This is a genomic window from Amylolactobacillus amylophilus DSM 20533 = JCM 1125, assembly GCF_001936335.1.
Lineage (GTDB): Bacteria > Bacillota > Bacilli > Lactobacillales > Lactobacillaceae > Amylolactobacillus > Amylolactobacillus amylophilus.
The window spans coordinates 1,013,441-1,032,049 of record NZ_CP018888.1 but is presented as its reverse complement, the minus strand read 5'-3'; the positions used below and the strand labels follow the sequence as shown (position 1 = coordinate 1,032,049).

At 46.1% G+C, this 18,609-nt stretch carries 17 protein-coding genes, 1 pseudogene and 1 CRISPR repeat array; of the genes and pseudogenes, 9 read left to right on the top strand and 9 right to left on the bottom strand.

What is annotated here, in order from left to right; genetic code table 11:
• Positions 1 to 35: 35 nt before the first annotated feature.
• The 5 genes from nrdH (at position 36) to LA20533_RS05395 (ending at position 4,420) form a co-directional block, all read left to right on the top strand.
• Positions 36 to 266 (top strand): glutaredoxin-like protein NrdH, encoded by a 231-nt coding sequence (gene nrdH / locus LA20533_RS05415; protein WP_054745628.1) that lies wholly within the window; start codon positions 36 to 38, stop codon positions 264 to 266.
• The gene (gene nrdI, locus LA20533_RS05410) at positions 266 to 646 is read left to right on the top strand and encodes a class Ib ribonucleoside-diphosphate reductase assembly flavoprotein NrdI (RefSeq protein WP_056947118.1); all 381 of its coding nucleotides are present in this window, start codon (positions 266 to 268) and stop codon (positions 644 to 646) included. The genes nrdH and nrdI overlap by 1 nt, the downstream gene beginning before the upstream one ends.
• Positions 627 to 2,792 carry a class 1b ribonucleoside-diphosphate reductase subunit alpha gene (nrdE, locus tag LA20533_RS05405; protein WP_056947120.1) on the top strand — a complete coding sequence of 722 codons (2,166 nt, stop codon included), beginning with the start codon at positions 627 to 629 and terminating at the stop codon, positions 2,790 to 2,792. The genes nrdI and nrdE overlap by 20 nt, the downstream gene beginning before the upstream one ends.
• 61 nt (positions 2,793 to 2,853) lie before the next feature.
• Positions 2,854 to 3,822 (top strand): class 1b ribonucleoside-diphosphate reductase subunit beta, encoded by a 969-nt coding sequence (gene nrdF, locus LA20533_RS05400; protein ID WP_056947124.1) that lies wholly within the window; start codon positions 2,854 to 2,856, stop codon positions 3,820 to 3,822.
• Between the two features lie 139 nt (positions 3,823 to 3,961).
• Positions 3,962 to 4,420, top strand: a complete 459-nt coding sequence (locus LA20533_RS05395; RefSeq protein WP_054745630.1) for an OsmC family protein — start codon at positions 3,962 to 3,964, stop codon at positions 4,418 to 4,420.
• Positions 4,421 to 4,474: 54 nt separating this feature from the next.
• On the opposite strand, the gene glmS is transcribed toward LA20533_RS05395, so the two are convergent.
• The 4 genes and pseudogenes from glmS to LA20533_RS05375 form a co-directional block, all read right to left on the bottom strand.
• Complete coding sequence (gene glmS, locus LA20533_RS05390) at positions 4,475 to 6,286, bottom strand: glutamine--fructose-6-phosphate transaminase (isomerizing) (protein WP_056947127.1); 1,812 nt, start codon at positions 6,284 to 6,286, stop codon at positions 4,475 to 4,477.
• A gap of 201 nt (positions 6,287 to 6,487) precedes the next feature.
• The gene (locus LA20533_RS05385; RefSeq protein WP_075362810.1) at positions 6,488 to 7,051 is read right to left on the bottom strand and encodes a GNAT family N-acetyltransferase; all 564 of its coding nucleotides are present in this window, start codon (positions 7,049 to 7,051) and stop codon (positions 6,488 to 6,490) included.
• Positions 7,052 to 7,191: 140 nt separating this feature from the next.
• Entirely contained in the window at positions 7,192 to 9,594 is a 2,403-nt protein-coding gene (ppsA, locus tag LA20533_RS05380; protein ID WP_056947130.1) for a phosphoenolpyruvate synthase, read from the bottom strand.
• Positions 9,595 to 9,803: 209 nt separating this feature from the next.
• A pseudogene (locus LA20533_RS05375) lies at positions 9,804 to 10,046 on the bottom strand (FAD-binding protein); the annotation flags it as partial.
• Positions 10,047 to 10,081: 35 nt separating this feature from the next.
• Between LA20533_RS05375 and LA20533_RS05370 the strand changes: the two are divergent.
• Both LA20533_RS05370 and LA20533_RS05365 read left to right on the top strand, forming a co-directional pair.
• Positions 10,082 to 10,273: a type II toxin-antitoxin system HicA family toxin gene (locus LA20533_RS05370; protein ID WP_054745634.1), complete on the top strand. Its 192-nt coding sequence runs from the start codon at positions 10,082 to 10,084 to the stop codon at positions 10,271 to 10,273.
• A gap of 46 nt (positions 10,274 to 10,319) precedes the next feature.
• Positions 10,320 to 10,721, top strand: coding sequence for a type II toxin-antitoxin system HicB family antitoxin (locus LA20533_RS05365; RefSeq protein ID WP_056947132.1), 402 nt, complete (start codon positions 10,320 to 10,322; stop codon positions 10,719 to 10,721).
• A gap of 140 nt (positions 10,722 to 10,861) precedes the next feature.
• Here the strand turns inward: LA20533_RS05365 and LA20533_RS05360 are convergent, their stop codons facing one another.
• The 3 genes from LA20533_RS05360 to LA20533_RS05350 all read right to left on the bottom strand — a co-directional run bounded on the left by LA20533_RS05360 (position 10,862) and on the right by LA20533_RS05350 (position 11,998).
• Positions 10,862 to 11,182, bottom strand: a complete 321-nt coding sequence (locus LA20533_RS05360; RefSeq protein ID WP_056947134.1) for a hypothetical protein — start codon at positions 11,180 to 11,182, stop codon at positions 10,862 to 10,864.
• A 4-nt stretch (positions 11,183 to 11,186) separates the two neighbouring features.
• A complete protein-coding gene (locus LA20533_RS05355) occupies positions 11,187 to 11,444 on the bottom strand; it encodes an AbrB/MazE/SpoVT family DNA-binding domain-containing protein (RefSeq protein ID WP_056947137.1) in 258 nt (85 codons plus the stop codon).
• A 125-nt stretch (positions 11,445 to 11,569) separates the two neighbouring features.
• A complete protein-coding gene (locus LA20533_RS05350; protein WP_056947141.1) occupies positions 11,570 to 11,998 on the bottom strand; it encodes a GNAT family N-acetyltransferase in 429 nt (142 codons plus the stop codon).
• Positions 11,999 to 12,143: 145 nt separating this feature from the next.
• On the opposite strand from LA20533_RS05350, the gene LA20533_RS09020 reads away from it, so the two are divergent.
• Positions 12,144 to 12,350, top strand: coding sequence for a TMEM175 family protein (locus LA20533_RS09020; RefSeq protein WP_054745645.1), 207 nt, complete (start codon positions 12,144 to 12,146; stop codon positions 12,348 to 12,350).
• Positions 12,351 to 12,352: 2 nt separating this feature from the next.
• Entirely contained in the window at positions 12,353 to 13,090 is a 738-nt protein-coding gene (locus LA20533_RS05340) for a class I SAM-dependent methyltransferase (RefSeq protein WP_054745647.1), read from the top strand.
• 456 nt (positions 13,091 to 13,546) lie between these two features.
• Positions 13,547 to 16,746: direct repeats of the CRISPR family, unit length 28 nt; unit sequence GGATCACCCCCGCCTGTGCGGGGAAAAC.
• A gap of 28 nt (positions 16,747 to 16,774) precedes the next feature.
• Here LA20533_RS05340 and cas2e read toward each other — a convergent pair.
• Together cas2e and cas1e are read right to left on the bottom strand one after the other, a co-directional pair.
• Positions 16,775 to 17,659: a type I-E CRISPR-associated endoribonuclease Cas2e gene (gene cas2e / locus LA20533_RS05335; RefSeq protein WP_056947146.1), complete on the bottom strand. Its 885-nt coding sequence runs from the start codon at positions 17,657 to 17,659 to the stop codon at positions 16,775 to 16,777.
• A 3-nt stretch (positions 17,660 to 17,662) separates the two neighbouring features.
• Positions 17,663 to 18,607 (bottom strand): type I-E CRISPR-associated endonuclease Cas1e, encoded by a 945-nt coding sequence (gene cas1e / locus LA20533_RS05330; RefSeq protein ID WP_054745649.1) that lies wholly within the window; start codon positions 18,605 to 18,607, stop codon positions 17,663 to 17,665.
• Between the last annotated feature and the right edge of the window lie 2 nt (positions 18,608 to 18,609).

Sequence of the window (18,609 nt, the reverse complement as noted above, 5' to 3'; positions counted from 1 at the left end):
GGATTGACTTTTTAAAATTGTGAGTGGAGGACATTATGGGTAATATTACTGTATATACTAAGAATGATTGTGTTCAGTGCAAAATGACTAAACGCTTCTTAAAAGAACACCATATCAACTACGAAGAGAAGAATATCAACTCTGACCCAGACGCAATTACGTATTTAAAGAGCCTCGGCTTCAAGAGTGTTCCTGTTGTTTTCCCTAAAGATGAAAACCCAATTGTCGGTTTCAGACCAGAACAGCTTAAGGGTCTTGTAAAATAATGGTTGAAATTGCGTACTACACGGTTACTGGGCAAACCAGACGGTTCATCAAGAAGACTGAACTTGATGCTTACGAGATAGACGATGCTGATCCATATCACGACATGGACCAGCCTTTTATTTTAATTGTCCCCGCATACGACGACAACATGATGGACTCCGTCATCGACTTCCTCAATTTCGGTTCGAACAAGGAGAACCTCGTTGGCGTGATTGGCACGGGTAATAGAAACTTCAATCAGTTATACATCCACACGGCAAAAGACATTGCCAACAGCTTAAAAGCACCAATTCTTTATGATTTCGAATTCAATGGCACGCCGACTGATGTGGCGCGCGTAAAGGAGATAGTGGCGAACTATGAGTCTACAGAAGCTTAACATTCAAGATGTAACATATTTTAAATTAAACAACGAATTAAACCGACCTATTGATGGGAAAATCCCATTGGAGAAAGACCGCGAGGCACTGGCAGCCTTTTTCAAAGAGAACGTCGAGCCAAACCTCAAACAATTCGCCAACCTGCAGGAACGCCTAACTTATTTGGTCGACAACAACTATATCGAAGCAGAGTTTCTGCAGAAATACACATCAGAGTTCCTGGAACAACTGTACAAACGCCTGCGGGACTTCAATTTCCACTTCAAATCATTTATGGCGGCCTACAAGTTTTTCAACCAGTACGCCCTGAAGAGTGACGACAAGTCCGAATATCTAGAGACTTTCGAAGACCGGGTATTTTTCAATGCCCTTTATTATGCTAATGGGAACGAGCAGCTGGCAACTCAGTTAGCCGATGAAATGATCAACCAAAGATACCAGCCGGCGACACCGAGTTTTTTGAATGCGGGCAAGAAACGGCGGGGCGAATTTGTGTCCTGTTTCCTCATTCAAATTACCGATGACATGAACTCAATCGGTCGTGGCATCAACTCGGCGCTGCAACTGTCACGAATTGGCGGTGGTGTCGGCATTACACTCTCGAACCTGCGTGAAGCTGGAGCACCAATTAAGGGAATTGTGGGTGCGTCAAGCGGCGTCTTACCAGTGATGAAGCTGCTGGAAGACTCCTTCTCCTACTCAAATCAATTGGGCCAAAGGCAAGGTGCCGGGGCTGTTTACCTCAATGTTTTCCACCCAGACATCATCAACTTCCTATCTGCAAAGAAGGAAAATGCCGATGAGAAGATCCGCGTAAAGACGTTATCTCTTGGCGTTGTCGTGCCTGATAAATACTACGAGTTAGTTCGGAATAACGATACGATGTACCTCTTCTCCCCTTACGACGTTGAGCGCATCTACGGCACACCATTCTCATACGTAGATATTACAGCTGAATATGACAACATGGTGCAGAACCCCGAAATCAAAAAATACCCAATTAAGGCGCGCGAGCTAGAAAATGAAATTTCCAAGCTGCAGCAGGAATCAGGTTACCCTTATATTTTAAACATCGACACCGTTAATCGTGTTAACCCAATCGACGGTAAGATTATCATGAGTAATCTTTGTTCAGAAATTCAACAGGTTCAAGTCCCATCAAGCCTGGATGACGCACAGAACTATACCCAGATGGGTACGGATGTTAGTTGCAATCTCGGTTCAACTAACATTGGTAACTTGATGAAAAGCCCAGACTTTGGTGTTTCTGTCCGTGCAATGGTAGACGCACTAACATTTGTCTCAGACACATCAAACATTACCGCCGTTCCATCAATCGCCCGTGGTAACGAGCTCAGCCACTCAATTGGACTAGGTGCAATGGGACTCCACACGTTTCTCGCAACCCACCAGATCGATTATGGCTCAAAGGATGCAATTGAGTTTACCAGTGTTTACTTCATGCTTTTAAACTACTGGTCACTCGTCGAGAGTAACCACATTGCTACGGAGCGCAATGAAACGTTCGCTAATTTTGCCAAATCAACTTATGCAACAGGTGAATACTTCGACCAATATCTGAATAACAGCTTTGTCCCAACTAGAGCGCGTGTCAAGGAACTCTTTAAGGATATCTTTGTGCCAACTCAGGCAGATTGGGTAGAATTAAAGAATAAAATCCAAACCACAGGGCTATACAACGCATACCGTTTAGCGGTTGCGCCAACAGGTTCAATTTCATACATCAACGATACTTCAGCAAGCTTGCACCCAATCACCCGTTTGATTGAAGAAAGAACTGAAAAGAAGAACGGTAAACTATACTTCCCAGCACCAGGACTCAGCAATGATACAATTTCATTTTATAAGTCTGCATACGATACTGATATGCGCCTGGTAGTGGATACCTACGCGGCAGCACAGCAGCATATTGATCAAGGAATGAGCATGACTTATTTCATTCGATCAAGTATCCCTGCTGGTTTATACGAGTGGAAGGAAGAGGAAGAACAGACGACAAGAGACCTATCAATTTTGCGTAATTACGCTTATTATAAGGGTATTAAGTCAATTTACTATGTGCGGACTTTTACAGATGATTCAGAAGAAATTGGCTCAAATGAATGTGAGAGCTGCAGCATTTAACAAGTTGTGACACCTTGCGTTTAACTTAGGCACATCAATAAAGCAAATGGAGACGAATAAAATGGTTGAAACCTACTATAAATCAATCAACTGGAATGCGATTGAGGATCAAGTTGATAAAGCGACCTGGGAGAAGCTAACCGAGCAATTCTGGTTAGACACGCGTATTCCCTTGTCGAATGACCTTGACGATTGGCGCACCTTAACGCCAGAGGAGAAGAACTTGGTCGGCCACGTTTTCGGTGGCTTGACACTCCTTGACACCCTTCAATCACAGGACGGTAATGACCAACTGCGAAAGGACGCACGGACACAGCACGAAATTGCGTGTTTTAATAATATTCAATTCATGGAATCGGTCCATGCTAAAAGTTATTCCTCAATCTTCAGTACGTTAAATACGGACTCGGAAATCGAGGAAATCTTCGATTGGACTGACCATAACGAATACTTACAGACCAAAGCTGAGATTATCAACGACCTGTATCAAAATGGCGAGCCTTTGCAGAAAAAAATTGCTAGCGTCTTTCTAGAAACCTTCCTCTTCTACTCTGGTTTCTACACGCCGCTCTACTATCTTGGAAACAACAAACTTGCGAACGTCGCAGAAATTATCAAGTTGATTATCCGTGATGAGTCAGTCCACGGCACCTATATTGGTTACAAATTCCAACTCGGTTTCAACGAGTTATCCGAGGATAAGCAGACCGAAATCGCGGACTGGATGTATGATCTCCTCTACAGGTTATATGAGAACGAGGAGAAGTACGCCGAGACGTTATACGACGGGATTGGCTGGACAGAAGAGGTAAAAACCTTCATGCGTTATAACGCCAACAAGGCACTCATGAACCTCGGTCAGAATCCCCTCTTCCCAGACACCGCTGACGACGTCAATCCAATTGTCATGAATGGCCTCTCAACTGGTACCAGTAACCACGATTTCTTCTCGCAGGTCGGAAATGGCTATCTATTTGGTCACGTAACCGCAATGAGCGATGAAGATTATAATATCGGTTTAGATAGATAATTAGTTAACTTCAACCATTTTAAAAATAGGCCCAATTTTAGGCCTATTTTTTGTGTCTGCGGTATCTTCATGTCTGATTATTACCCCATCATTATTAAAAAATGATAAGCTTACAGCACAGAGAATGGAGGTTATAGTTATGTCCATATCACACTCAAAGGCCGTTGCAACAAGTGTACGCGGCTATCAAGTTCGAATTAATGTCCGTGACCACGAGCTCATGCTCGATGAACCCACGGAGACCCCGGGTGGTCTCAATTCGGGTATCACGCCGGTGGAAACCTTACTTTCGGCTGTCGGTGGTTGTAAAATCATCATGGCTAAAAGTTTCGCTCACCGTTTCGGTATCAAGTTAAACGGTATCAGCGTCACTGTCGACGGCGAGCTAGATCGTAGAGGGTACCTCGCTCAAGACGATAGTATTCGTCCGGGATTACCAAAGATCTGGTGTACTTACCAAATTGACGCAAATAACACAGATGCAGAGATTGCCGAATTCATTAAATTTGTTGATCACTATTGTCCCGTCGCCGATACCATCACAAATGGTGCGGAGATTACCACGCAAATCGAGCGCGTCAATCTCGATGCCAAATGAACCAGAAGTAAATAAGGTACAGTCGAGTTGACTGTACCTTATTTCTTTGTCAGATTATTCAACTGTTACACTTTTGGCCAAATTACGTGGTTGGTCGACATTTAGACCACGTTGCAGTGTCGAGAAGTATGCAATCAATTGCCCAACAACACCAGTCAACAACGGCATCAACTCCGGCGTCAAAGTTGGCAGCACGAATTGGTCTCCGCTTCCCTTGGTCTCCTCGGTACTAACGACCACTACGTTGCCGCCGCGTGCCTTAACCTCTTGCACATTACCCCTGGTATGAGACGCCGTCAATTTCTCGGTAATGAAGAAAATGGCTGGGACGCGGTCCTCGATGAGTGCAATGGTGCCGTGCTTCAACTCGCCAGCGGCGAATCCCTCCGTATGGACGTACGAAATTTCCTTCAATTTGAGTGCAGCCTCTAGACTAACATCGTAGTCGATGCCACGGCCCAGGTAAAATGCGTGTTCCTGGTCCGTCAGGTACTCTTTTGTTAATGCAGCAAATTTATCCTTCTCGGCTAACACCCGATCAATTCCGACCGCCGCCAAACTCAATTGCTGCTGTAGATCCCACTCAACTGCTAAACGTTCTTGTAACTGAACTCCCAATGCTTTTGCCAAAACCGCTTCGACAGCAATCTGTGCTGTATATGCTTTAGTTGAGGCCACAGCAATTTCTGGTCCCGCAAGTAGCGGCAGGTGAAAGTCCGCTTCCCGGGCCAACGTCGAGTTAACCACATTAGTCAAGACCAGCGTGCTTAACCCCCTCTTCTTCGCTTCAACCAAGACTTGACGGCTATCTGCGGTTTCCCCACTTTGAGAGAGAAAAATAAAGAATGGCTTCTGCGACAATAACGGCCAGTGATAACCAAATTCGCTTGCTACGCCGACCTCAACGGGTTTCTTCGTGTACTTTTCAAATAGTCGTTTACCAACTAGACTTGCGTGGTAACTCGTACCGGCCGCCACGAAGTAGAACCGATCAGCCTGGGCCATTAACTGGAGGAGCTCAGCGGGAACGTTAATACTGCTATTGTTAGCCAAATAATGCTGGCTGATCCGTCGCAAGACAGCAGGTTGCTCATCAATCTCCTTGAGCATAAATGTATCATACGTACCTTTTGTGGCAGCGGCATGGTCGATCTTGATCGTGATGGGAGCGCGGTGCACATCTTGGCCGTCCTGATCAAAGACAGAGACAGTCGTCTTGGTCACAACGGCAAAATCGCCATCATGCAATTCAAGGTATTGGTCTGTCACGTCAAAGGTCGCCAGTGCGTCTGAGGCGACAATGTTATAACCATTAGCTAGGCCAATCAGCATCGGACTCTTATTCTTAGCCACGTAGAGCTGCTCTTCGTTCTCCTTATCAACGAGCATCAGAGCGTATGAGCCCTCGAGCAAGCCTAGTGTTTTCTGAAAAGCGGCCAGAGTAGTCAACCCATCTTGCTCAACAAACTTGGCGATTAACTGGACAATCACCTCTGTATCGGTCTGGCTGACAAAGGTAGTGCCGGCAAGTTCCTGTTCCTTTAACTGGGTGAAGTTGCTGATCACACCATTGTGCACCAAATAGAAGCGTTCGCTGGTCGAGAACTGTGGGTGAGCATTTTCAATGCTAGGCTGACCATGTGTTGCCCACCGTGTATGGGCAATTCCCATCGTACCGCTCATCTCAGGCGCAATTTGCTCCTCCAAGTCCGCAATCTTACCAACAGATTTCACCAGCTCGTCAGACCCATCCTCACTGAGGAAAATACCGGCTGAATCATAACCGCGATATTCCAGGCGCTCGAGCCCCTTCAACAAAATATTTTTACTTTGGCTCGTGCCAATCGTTCCAACTATTCCACACATATAATTTTTACTCCTTAAATTGGTATAGACTAATCTGTGAACTTATCACAAAGAGGTGTAGTGCATATTATATGTTTAATGTGCGATATAAGTCAAATAATTTTTAATTGGTATAGTTCAATTTGTAAGTTGTGGTCTAGAACCGTTTCTGAACAAAAAAAGCTCAACCGATTTCCGGTTGAACTTATTCAATTACTTCACTTAATATTCAAATTTCGCCGCCCGGCCAACCAGCGAAGTCGGCTCATCAATCGCCTTGCGCAAAACGCGGACGAAATATTCGTGTTCGTTCTCGTGGCGCACGTGGCCACCGTTCTTCTTCATCACCTGGAGCGACGCGAGGTTCGTCTTTGCACACGCCAAGAAAATCTCCGGTTCGTTTGATGGTAGGATCTTATCTGCTTTTCTCAAAGCTAACTTTAAGCCCGCGGTCCCATACCCACGCCCTTGAAATTCCGGGAGAATGCCATAACCAATGTGACCGGGACCTTGACGCAGAAAGTCATTTAGGTAGTGCCTAATTTTGAAGAGGCCCACAATTTTGTCATTATCCCAGAGAAAGAAATACGTGTCTGGTACGTGACCGTCTGGGAGATTAAGTCCATTGCTGCTATCTTCACGCTCATCTATTGCGTTTGTCAGAAATTCCGCAAATGAAATATTCTGGTATGGCACTTCGAAGCCATTAATTTCAGGCATCTTTTGAAAAAACTCATATTCTACCGCCGCATCAGCTTGATTTAAGCGTTTTAAATAAACTGTCATCTGCATCCCTCACTTTAGATTATGATATGTACATTAATCTTTTCTAAGAGAATAAGCAACAATAACATGATTATTTAAATAAAAAAGACCAACTTGTTGCTAAGTTGATCTTTTAGAGCTCCACCACCGCGCTAAAAAGATTACCACTCGTAGTCCGTCTGATCCTTTAAGCCACGACCCGTAGCCGCATCGATGAGAATTCGCTGTTCGAAGTGCGCCACGTTTCTCTTCGTCTCCTTCACCATGTCCGGGTTTACCGACACATAGTCAATACCACTTTGAACCAAGAAGTTCGTAAAGTCTGGAAATTCCGATGGCGCCTGACCACAAATCGAAACTGTTTTACCAGCAGCATGTGCAGTCTTAATTAGATGGCGAATGGCGCGTTTCACCGCCAGGTTCCGCTCATCAAAGAGGCTGGCCACCGTATCGTTGTTCCGATCACACCCGAGTAAGAGCATCGTCAAGTCATTCGAACCAATCGAATAGCCATCGATATACTGGTTGAACTGGTCCGCCAGAATGATGTTGGACGGGATTTCGGCCATCATATAGACTTTAAAGTCGGCAGTCCGCTCTAGCCCCTCGACACGCATAATCTCCGTGACCTTCTCTACCTCGGCGACGGTTCTCACAAAGGGAATCATCACGTTCAGATTGGTCAGGCCAAACTCTTGGCGAACCTTCTTCACCGCAGCTAACTCTAGTTTGAATGCCTCGATGTATTTCGGATCATAATACCGTGAAGCACCACGCCATCCTAACAAGTCTGCAGGTTCATTTGGTTCATACTTCGAACCACCCTTCAACTGGCGGTACTCACTCGACTTAAAGTCCGAGAGTCTAAGGACCACCGGCCGTGGGCTCATGGCACGTGCCACCTTTGCAATACCCGCTGCAAGCATTCGAATTGCTTTACCCTGCTGTCCCTCCTCAATCAGATACAACGGGTGCTCATGGATATAGGATGTCCAGATGAACTCCTCACGCATTAGGCCTATGCCATCAACCGGCAAGTCCGCATAACGTTCAATTAGGTCAGGATCGCCCAGGTTCATCATCACGGGTGTTGCGGTTGGTGCAAACGTCTCACCCACAGCCTGCACTGTCCCAGTTTGGTCTACTGGTTGAGGTTGAGTAAACATTGCAGTCACATCACCCTGATAGACAATACCGTTTGAAGCATCGACTGTGACTGTGTCTCCGGTCTGTAGGAGCTTCGTGGCAGGTGTGCCCTTGCTACTTGTACCAACGATACATGGAATCTGCATTTCACGCGAGATAATCGCTGCGTGACACGTCATTCCGCCGTTATCCGTGATGATTGCCACCGCCTTTTTCATCGCTGGAACCCAGTCGGGCGAGGTCATGATGGTCACAAGAATCTCGCCGGGCTGAAACTCCTCAATGTCTTTCGCGTCATCAATCACATGTACCACACCACTAACGACCCCAGGACTTGCAGGTAATCCACGCAACAACGCTTCAGCATAACTTTCATTGAAATCACTGTGCTGTTCAGTACCTGCCTTTCCCTGCTCCTTCTTTCTCCTGGACCAGACTGTCTCTGGACGGGCCTGAACCACCCATACTCGGTTCGTATTACTGTCGAGCGCGAATTCCATATCCATGTAAGAGCCGTAATGCTCCTCGATGGCCTTCACATAGCCGGCAATCTCTAGAATTTGTTCATCAGTTAAGACCTGCTGCTCCTGCAATTCGTCCGGTACCGGTACCTCGACAACGCCACCATCCGGTTCCCGCACTAGTTGCACATCTTGTTTAATCACACTTTTATCGACAATTTGCATGGAGTCTTTTGCAACCACATAATGATTCGGCGTTACTTTCCCCAGGACAATGTACTCACCCAAACCATAGATTGCGTCAATCACAATTTTGGTGTCATCGCCATTCGAGACATCAACCGAGAACATGATGCCTGATGCTTTCGAGAAAACCATCATCTGAATAGCCGCAGAAAGAGCGACTCGCTCATGTGGAAAGTTCTGCTTGTGCCGATAATATGCCGCTCTATCTGTAAATAAGGAGGCATAACACTGCTGGACGCGATTAACCACATCTGCCTGACCACGAATATTCAAGTAAGACTCCTGCTGACCTGCAAAAGATGCATCCGGCAAATCCTCCGCTGTTGCAGAGGACCGAATTGCCACAAAGGGGTTGTCTTGGTTCATCTTCTGACCTAGCTCCTGGTATGCAGCAGTAATCTCGGCCGCTAAATCAGCCGGCATCTCGGCAGTCACAATCAGCCGCCGAATCTCTGCACACGCTAGGTGCAACTCAAGTGAATTCTCGTAATCCTTAATACCTGCCAGTAAGCTATTCACCCGCTCATTCAGGTGAGTTTGCTCCATAAAATAACGGTAAGCATGGGCAGTTGTCGCGAACCCGTATGGTACGGGAACCGACATGGCGGAAGTCATCTCTCCTAAAGAAGACGACTTGCCACCGACAAGATTGACATCTTCACGGTGTAGTTCATCAAACCATAAAACATTTGTGGTATCACGGTTACTCATTAGATTTTCCTCCTACCAATTCTACGTCAACAACATTACTTCCCTGTCTAGCTCTTTTGAAAGCGATTTCATATTACACCTATATTGTATTGCATCGTGAACAGAAGTTAAAGGGGCCAATTGGTCTAACCACTTTGGCACGAGCAAAATAAAAAAAGACGGTCTATTTAACCGTCTATCGCCATTTACATTTTTGACAAAAATATCACTTATTGCGCTACAAAAGCAGCAGACTGGGTGCCTGCTTGGCGTCCAAAAATAACAATATCAGCAACTGCGTTCCCACCGATACGGTTGTTACCATGCAAACCGCCAGTAACTTCCCCGGCAGCGAACAATCCCTTGATTGCGGTGCCCGATTTATCTAAAACTTGGGTCTCCGTGTTAATCTTGACGCCACCCATCGTGTGGTGAATACCTGGGGCAATCTTAATGGCGTAGTAAGGACCATGGTCAAGCTTTTGGTCCATCCCAAAGGAGCTATCCAGTGGAACATAAAGTAACAGAGGTGCTCAAGATATTGCAGAACGCTGGTTTCACGGAGGATAGAATTAGAGGTAGTCACCATAGATTCAAATACTCACATGGTCATTATGTGAGCGTAGCATACGATAAGCCTGGCAAGACAATACCAATCAAAACCTACAACAGTATTTTACGGCAAGCCGGTATCAAGTAAAATATCCCTAATAAATTCATTTAGACAAATCAGAAAGGACATAAATATGAAACGCTTAGTGACGTACGCAGCTGTACTAGACGACTCTGAGAATAAGCCTAACGAATACACAGTGACTTTCCCGGATATTCCAGGTGCAATCACCGATGGTCAAGGCCTCTCAGAAGCGCTCAATAACGCGGAGGAAGTGTTAGGACTAATGCTATTTGATCAGAATCCTTTGCCAGCCGCTACAGATATCAAGGATATTCAAGCTCAACATTCAAATGCTACGGTTTCATACATCACAACAGACCTTGAACAAGCAAAGAAAGAAGTACACGTTCCGCTGGTCAAAAAGAATACTACAATACCAGCAGACCTAGCTCGAGAAGCAGAGAAGCAGGGAATCAACTTTTCAGCAGTACTAACCGCCGCACTAAAAGAGCGCCTGGGGATTAAATCCTAGGCGTTCTTTTCTTTACCTACTTGTTAATAAAAACTTCTTCTCGCTGATACTTCGCCTTAACTATCGATAAAGAAGCTGCCAGCAAAATCCGCTAACCAAACAAATACCACCCCTCACCATTCGGAGGTGGTATTTTGTTGCTAAAACTTCTGGCGTAACTGCCTTTGGTGATAAATAGGACCAATTAGAAGATATTCCTTTTCTTGATCTATTCGATAGAAAATTGCATACAATCGCCCAATTTGAATCCTTCGTGTTTCCATGGAAAAGCCAAAGGTCCCAGAAACATCAGCAAATCGTCTCGGAAAACATTTCAATGATTCCAAAGAACTTTGAATTAGTACTACGTACTCACTAATTTTTTCCTCTGTCAGGCCAACTTCTTCCCAATCTTGAACTAAGCTTTGGAGGGACGTCAAGAATCCATCAGTCATCACAAGTTCGAGTTTTTCCTCTTCCATTCCTCTATTTCCAGCCATACTTACCAAATTCTTTTTTTAATCTCTCATTGTCAACAATTAATCCCTTTTCAAAATCTTTGAAACCCTCGTCAATCACCCGTCTATCGTGTTCCAAATCAGATTCATAACGATCAATAATTATTTTATTTTGTGAGACTTCATAGTGTAGTATATCGCCTTCTGAAACTTCCCAATTCTTTGGAATAATCGCACCTAGGCTGTTACCAACTTTACGTACTTTCAATTGATTTCTCTTTGCCATTATCCTCACCTCGTAGGCAGATTATAACATCAGTTATAACTTTACTGTCAAGCACAAATATTGCAGCCTGGAAAACTAGCCAAAACAAATACCCGCCCTCACTATTCGGGGCTGGTATTTTGCTGTTAAAACTTCTTCTCAAACTTGGCCTGATACTTCACTTTAGTGAAGCCGTTATGCTCATAGAACTCGTGGGCGGATGTTCTCTCAGCACCGGAATTGAGCCGCACGCCGGCGAATCCCAGCTCATGCGACCACTCCTCTGCCGTCTTGACTAACTGGCTCCCAACACCCTGCCCTTGAAACTCGTGGACAACCGCCAGCTCCATCACGTTGACCAACTTCTCGTTAATTAGGCTGATGTATTCAGCCAGTTGAATATAGCCTGCAAACTGGCCATCAACCTCGGCAACATTAATCTTGAGCCATGGCCGCGCCAGGACTTCTTCAAGCATCTGTGCCGTATGCTCCACCGTGTAATCGTAATGCAGTTCGTCATAATTCAGTTTGGTAATCGCACGCACATCTTCAGGTTTCACTGGTCTAATAATCATTCACTTGCCCTCTCCTTATTCGAATGACCTTAGATTACCACTTTCCTCCGCTAGCTTCATGGCTTAATTTTCCGGGAAAAAACGCACAATTGCATCACAGTGCTATAATCTAGTAATCGAAAATAATCTCTGAAGGACATTAATTGTGGAAAAGTTAAAAGAACGGATGGATTTCTTCAGTGACGCAGTAATGGCCATCATCATCACGATTATGGTCTTGGAGCTGACCCTGCCTACCAGCAATACGGCCGCCGCTTACCTCCAGTTTGGTAAGTCAATTGGCAGGCCGATATGCAGCAAGCACTGGCCCAGCTTTTCGAAGATGTCAACGAGAAATAATAATGGAGAGTAATCATGAAAGAGAACATTTACGATAACGAGCAATTCTTTGAGAAGTACAGTCACTTCCCGCGGTCGGTCGCGGGTCTCTCTGCGGCGGGGGAATGGCACGAACTAAAGAAACTCCTGCCTGATTTCCACGGCAAGCGGGTGCTAGACATAGGTTGTGGCTTCGGCTGGCACTGCATGTACGCCGCCGAGAATGGCGCAGAAACTGTACTTGGGACTGATATTTCGAGTAAGATGCTGGCGGTGGTGAATGAGAAAAACACGTTTGACAATGTGCACTACCAGCAGATTGCGATGGAAGATATTGACTTCGCCCCTAACAGTTTCGATGTGGTCATGAGTTCTCTGGCCTTTCACTACACGCCGGACTTTCGTGCCATCTGTGAGAGGATTAGTCACTGCCTCACAGTTGGCGGCCAGCTTATCTTTTCCGTAGAGCATCCCGTGTTCACAGCGTTTGGCACGCAGGACTGGATCTATGATGAAGATGGTAAGCCAAAATATTGGCCGGTCGATCATTACTTCACCGATGGTAAGCGTAACGCCGTGTTTTTAGGGGAATCCGTGGTGAAATATCACAAGACACTGACGACATACCTGAATACACTGTTGCAAACGGGCTTTACGATTACGGGAATTGTCGAGCCGGAGCCGGGCGCGGAGTTGCTGGATACTGTTCCGGGGATGCGCGATGAGTTGCGCCGACCAATGATGCTTCTTGTGTCAGCGACGAAAGCGGCTTAACGTCACGTTGTTAAAATTTTCACCTTGCTAAATATTTTGAGGACTTTGGGGCACTAATCGGTTAGATTAGTGTTTTTTTGTTTGGTCGTTGGAATTGGGGGAAGTGTTGGATTAGTGGGAAAACAAAAAAACCCGCAAATGCGGGGAATACAACCTGGATATGTATTAAATTAGCAAACATAACAGGATCACACCCGCGTATGCGGGGAAAACCACCCTAGTATTATAGCATTAATACACATTTCCTAGTGAGAACAAATACCCTAATATGCATAATGACTGTATATTAAAGTATAATCGCAAATATTTCTTTGACTAATTAAACTTGCCAGGACTGAACTTCATGCTTAGAACGTTCATAAGTTGTAATTGCTGACTGATATAAGCTATCGGTGTATGAATCACCCCGTATATACAGGGAACTAAAAAATCAGATTTGAAATATTCCGGCACCAAGGATCACCCCCGCCTGTACGGGGAAAACATTGAAAACCGCAAATTTATCACTCAACTTGATCAGTCACCCCCGCCTGTGCGGGGAAAACTTGAATGACCTCCTAATTATTTATACTGTGCTAGGATCACCCCCGCCTGTGCGGGGAAAACTGATGCATATTACACATGGCAAGATAATGAATAGGATCACCCCCGCCTGTGCGGGGAAAACTCGTGCAAGGCAGAATTGGTGGTGTTGAGTGGAGGATCACCCCCGCCTGTGCGGGGAAAACGACAAGGCATATCACATCATCAAGTGGGCGGTAGGATCACCCCCGCCTGTGCGGGGAAAACCGCTTACAAATATCTGCAACCAGCCTAGCACAAGGATCACCCCCGCCTGTGCGGGGAAAACTTTGAAAATCTAGGTAAATTTATCGAACACTTAGGATCACCCCCGCCTGTGCGGGGAAAACGATTATGCATAAATGCCGTAAAAGCGGTTGTAAGGATCACCCCCGCCTGTGCGGGGAAAACTAAACGCATAGTCGATAATAGCCTTGCTTGCTGGGATCACCCCCGCCTGTGCGGGGAAAACCTGCCAACACGAAAATTAGAAATGCTCTGGCGAGGATCACCCCCGCCTGTGCGGGGAAAACTACTGAGCCGTGGCTTTGCTGCTAGACCCCTGAGGATCACCCCCGCCTGTGCGGGGAAAACTTTTAACTCCGATAATCCAATTTTTAGTTGGAGGGATCACCCCCGCCTGTGCGGGGAAAACGTAAACATTTCAAAAACTTTTGAATTATCATGAGGATCACCCCCGCCTGTGCGGGGAAAACCCCGCGCGACTACACACACGCCGGCCCGTATGAGGATCACCCCCGCCTGTGCGGGGAAAACTTAACCTCTGCACCTGTTAAATCATTGCGCGGAGGATCACCCCCGCCTGTGCGGGGAAAACTATCCACCTTTGAACCATCAGCTTTTAACTTGAGGATCACCCCCGCCTGTGCGGGGAAAACGGTCTGGCACTATTCAGCAGGTTTTAAGCTACGGGATCACCCCCGCCTGTGCGGGGAAAACTTCTCCCTCTCTCTATCTCTCTTACAATATCTAGGATCACCCCCGCCTGTGCGGGGAAAACGAAAACACTAAACTACTATGGTTTAGATACTAGGGATCACCCCCGCCTGTGCGGGGAAAACAATTGTCGGTATTGATATGCCATGGATTAGCAAGGATCACCCCCGCCTGTGCGGGGAAAACGACTACACGGGCTATAACGATTTAAAGGAATTAGGATCACCCCCGCCTGTGCGGGGAAAACTCGATAACGGCGTCCGCCGTTAAAACGACCATGGGATCACCCCCGCCTGTGCGGGGAAAACTGTTTCATTAAATCAGACGGGTTCAATGTATCAGGATCACCCCCGCCTGTGCGGGGAAAACCGATGGTGTTAAAAGTATAATAGGAAGCGATGGGGATCACCCCCGCCTGTGCGGGGAAAACACAGACGTCTGATAGAGTAGAGGAAATTATTTAGGATCACCCCCGCCTGTGCGGGGAAAACTCGGTCAAGCTACCATTACAAGAACCACTAGTGGGATCACCCCCGCCTGTGCGGGGAAAACATTACGCAAAACAAGGTAGATGTCGATGCGGCAGGATCACCCCCGCCTGTGCGGGGAAAACAAACTTCAAAATTACGCCAAGGGGGGAAGACAAGGATCACCCCCGCCTGTGCGGGGAAAACATCAAGCCTGCAGAGCCTGCCAAGATGAAATGAGGATCACCCCCGCCTGTGCGGGGAAAACCATTGACTGTCGAACGGTCTACACCCTCATGAAGGATCACCCCCGCCTGTGCGGGGAAAACCAACAACTAATATAAATTGTTTGACAGAAATTAGGATCACCCCCGCCTGTGCGGGGAAAACTTTTAACCTCCAGATTGAGGTTTGCCTTTTTAAGGATCACCCCCGCCTGTGCGGGGAAAACTCATCCTCTCTTTGTGGGTACCTCTTTGATAAAGGATCACCCCCGCCTGTGCGGGGAAAACGCAACGCTGATAACGCCACAAGACAAATCAGTAGGATCACCCCCGCCTGTGCGGGGAAAACATAGCCAACCAACCCCCTTAAATAACAAGCCTGGGATCACCCCCGCCTGTGCGGGGAAAACTAATCCTGATGACAACGCAACGCCCGTGGATAAGGATCACCCCCGCCTGTGCGGGGAAAACGGACTAATCTGTTTTATTAGGTACTCCTGAGTGGGATCACCCCCGCCTGTGCGGGGAAAACGCTTTAAATGACAAAGATTAAGGTTAATGTTGAGGATCACCCCCGCCTGTGCGGGGAAAACAACGCATTACGCAAGTGCAATTGGCTAAAAAGAGGATCACCCCCGCCTGTGCGGGGAAAACCCATCTTTGCGAGCTCTGACGATGCCCTTACTAGGATCACCCCCGCCTGTGCGGGGAAAACGTTCCCTGATGATATTGATGATGGCGTAACATAGGATCACCCCCGCCTGTGCGGGGAAAACGAGAACAATGTATGAGTTTGTGAAAACCATGTAGGATCACCCCCGCCTGTGCGGGGAAAACGAACTCCGACCATTTTTCGTTTTGGAGGAATGGGGATCACCCCCGCCTGTGCGGGGAAAACTCTCCTGCTCTCTTCTATATTTATATAATACAAGGATCACCCCCGCCTGTGCGGGGAAAACCAATATCTTATGGTACCGGGACTGCTTTTAGTGGGATCACCCCCGCCTGTGCGGGGAAAACGTGATGAGACGAAGTTTAAGCGAGTGGTGGAGAGGATCACCCCCGCCTGTGCGGGGAAAACAAGCAATATATAAGAAAAACGGGCACTATGAGAGGATCACCCCCGCCTGTGCGGGGAAAACGCGCCGTTGTCATACCTAGCACGGCCTACCGCGGGATCACCCCCGCCTGTGCGGGGAAAACCCTTTTTCACCAAAATAATAACTTGGTCTACCGGGATCACCCCCGCCTGTGCGGGGAAAACAACGGTTCAAAGTATACATAGTAGCCGGCGCCGGGATCACCCCCGCCTGTGCGGGGAAAACTCTAACCTATTAACGGCGTTAGCTTTTACAACAGGATCACCCCCGCCTGTGCGGGGAAAACACCGGCCGCGCTTCAGTAGCGGTCTTTGCAATAGGATCACCCCCGCCTGTGCGGGGAAAACACTAAAAGATCCCTTATAAATCAACATTCTAAAAATATAGTAAACTATTTTTTATGAGTTGATCCGCAAGCTTTGCCGTTGCCAGCGCATCTGATTCCGCATGATGTGGGTTAATATTTTCAATACCATATTTTGCCAGAACTGTCTCTAACCGATAATTATTCAAAAACAGTTCATTTTTCTTCACCACTGTTCTCAAATCAGTAATTTCATTTTCTACTTTCAACATACCATTTTCAATCAAATTTTTGTTGATAAAATTGATATCGAAGTTTACATTGAATCCGATAATTGGTAAATTTTCAACAGTATCTACAAATCTACTTAATGCGCTAACAATATCAACTCCTTCAGTCTCCAACCATTTGTTTGTATATCCAGTTAATTTAATTATTTCATCTGAGAGTGGCTCGTCAATTTTAATTAGAATTTGTTTTGGATTGTCAGCAACACCGTGATTAATCTTGACCATACCAATAGCAATAATCTTATCAGTATCAGGTTCTAGACCAGTTGTCTCAATATCAATTGCCACAAACGAAACGTCTGGTGGCTCACTACGTTGTTTTTGCTTTGAAAACTTTGCTGCACGCCTAAATTTTGCGGCATCACTATAGCCCACTTTGATAAGAGGGGTAGCATCTTTAACCTTGACAAGTAATGGAATCCCATCATAATCTCTAACTTCATAGTAGCGATTGGTAGTTCGGAATTGATAACCAAATTCATTGCGTGCATTAAATGCCATTGTCGCTCGTCCCTGTCCTACATTATCTACTATTTTGTCCCACAATAAATCACGAATTCTCGCACTAGGATTGCCAACAAAAATTCCTACCTGGATTTCTTGACACCACTTAGATAACTCACCACGCAAGGCCGGAGGAACGCTCGTTAACGTAATAACAATCATCAACTAATCCTCCGTTCTCAAATCGTAAGCCACACCAAACTTCTGTAAACCTTCCTTGTCGTCCCAAAGGTTAAGAACATCAGACTCAATCCTCTCTATCTCCTTGGTGTTAAACAAGTACTTAAGGTCTTTTACCATCCTCACCATTAGTTTACCATCAACAAACGCATCCCTCATTGCCAACCTAGTGATGCGCCCGATATCATCATCTGGTTGAAGATTCTTAACTACATTGAAAGCAATTGGAATGGAATACTCTCCTTTATATAAATCCGCAAAATCATAGATAAATGATAAATCATTGCCAGTATGCACAAATCCCAATCCAGGTGACAATCCCAAGGCCGCCACGACGCTGTAGCTTAACCCGTAGAGCGCAACATTTGCTGCAGTCAAAGCCTGATTTATCGGAGTTCCAGATGTAAAATCATCGGGATTATATTGTCTTTTATCCCAAGCTACACCAGTCGTCTTGGATGAATTTGCATATATTTTGCGAACTCTTGCACCTTCTTTTCCGCGCAGTTCCTGCATGGTCAGTTTAGATACATCTTCATTTGGAAAGCGGAGTTGGTACATCTTTCGTGCAACAGAAACCCTCATCTTACTATTAGAGACTAACCGTGCCTGTTCTTGCAGCAAAACAGTTGAATGTGAGAGCGCTCTTCCATGCGCGTATTGCCGAACACCACGCTCACCAACCCAGACAACACTGGCTCCCAAATCTCCAATCAGCTCCATAGCCCTATGAGTAACGTCAACTCCTGGCCCCAAAAGCAGAACGCTGATGATTGCTGCAGGAACTAAGACTGTTGCTTGTTCATCAGTAACTAGAATTGCATTATCTCTTCGGTTAATTTTCACATGTTCGAGATATAAAAAACTTACACGATCACTAATTCTACTAAGTTCACTAACATTTGGCTTCTTACGACCGATTTCGACCATGT

Excerpts from the sequence above, each read along its gene's own strand:
- nrdH (WP_054745628.1), top strand. The coding sequence starts at position 36 with ATGGGTAATATTACTGTATATACTAAGAATGATTGTGTTCAGTGCAAA.
- nrdI (WP_056947118.1), top strand. The coding sequence starts at position 266 with ATGGTTGAAATTGCGTACTACACGGTTACTGGGCAAACCAGACGGTTC.
- nrdE (WP_056947120.1), top strand. The coding sequence starts at position 627 with ATGAGTCTACAGAAGCTTAACATTCAAGATGTAACATATTTTAAATTA.
- nrdF (WP_056947124.1), top strand. The coding sequence starts at position 2,854 with ATGGTTGAAACCTACTATAAATCAATCAACTGGAATGCGATTGAGGAT.
- LA20533_RS05395 (WP_054745630.1), top strand. The coding sequence starts at position 3,962 with ATGTCCATATCACACTCAAAGGCCGTTGCAACAAGTGTACGCGGCTAT.
- glmS (WP_056947127.1), bottom strand. The coding sequence starts at position 6,286 with ATGTGTGGAATAGTTGGAACGATTGGCACGAGCCAAAGTAAAAATATT.
- LA20533_RS05385 (WP_075362810.1), bottom strand. The coding sequence starts at position 7,051 with ATGACAGTTTATTTAAAACGCTTAAATCAAGCTGATGCGGCGGTAGAA.
- ppsA (WP_056947130.1), bottom strand. The coding sequence starts at position 9,594 with ATGAGTAACCGTGATACCACAAATGTTTTATGGTTTGATGAACTACAC.
- LA20533_RS05365 (WP_056947132.1), top strand. The coding sequence starts at position 10,320 with ATGAAACGCTTAGTGACGTACGCAGCTGTACTAGACGACTCTGAGAAT.
- LA20533_RS05360 (WP_056947134.1), bottom strand. The coding sequence starts at position 11,182 with ATGGAAGAGGAAAAACTCGAACTTGTGATGACTGATGGATTCTTGACG.
- LA20533_RS05355 (WP_056947137.1), bottom strand. The coding sequence starts at position 11,444 with ATGGCAAAGAGAAATCAATTGAAAGTACGTAAAGTTGGTAACAGCCTA.
- LA20533_RS05350 (WP_056947141.1), bottom strand. The coding sequence starts at position 11,998 with ATGATTATTAGACCAGTGAAACCTGAAGATGTGCGTGCGATTACCAAA.
- LA20533_RS05340 (WP_054745647.1), top strand. The coding sequence starts at position 12,353 with ATGAAAGAGAACATTTACGATAACGAGCAATTCTTTGAGAAGTACAGT.
- cas2e (WP_056947146.1), bottom strand. The coding sequence starts at position 17,659 with ATGATTGTTATTACGTTAACGAGCGTTCCTCCGGCCTTGCGTGGTGAG.
- cas1e (WP_054745649.1), bottom strand. The coding sequence starts at position 18,607 with ATGGTCGAAATCGGTCGTAAGAAGCCAAATGTTAGTGAACTTAGTAGA.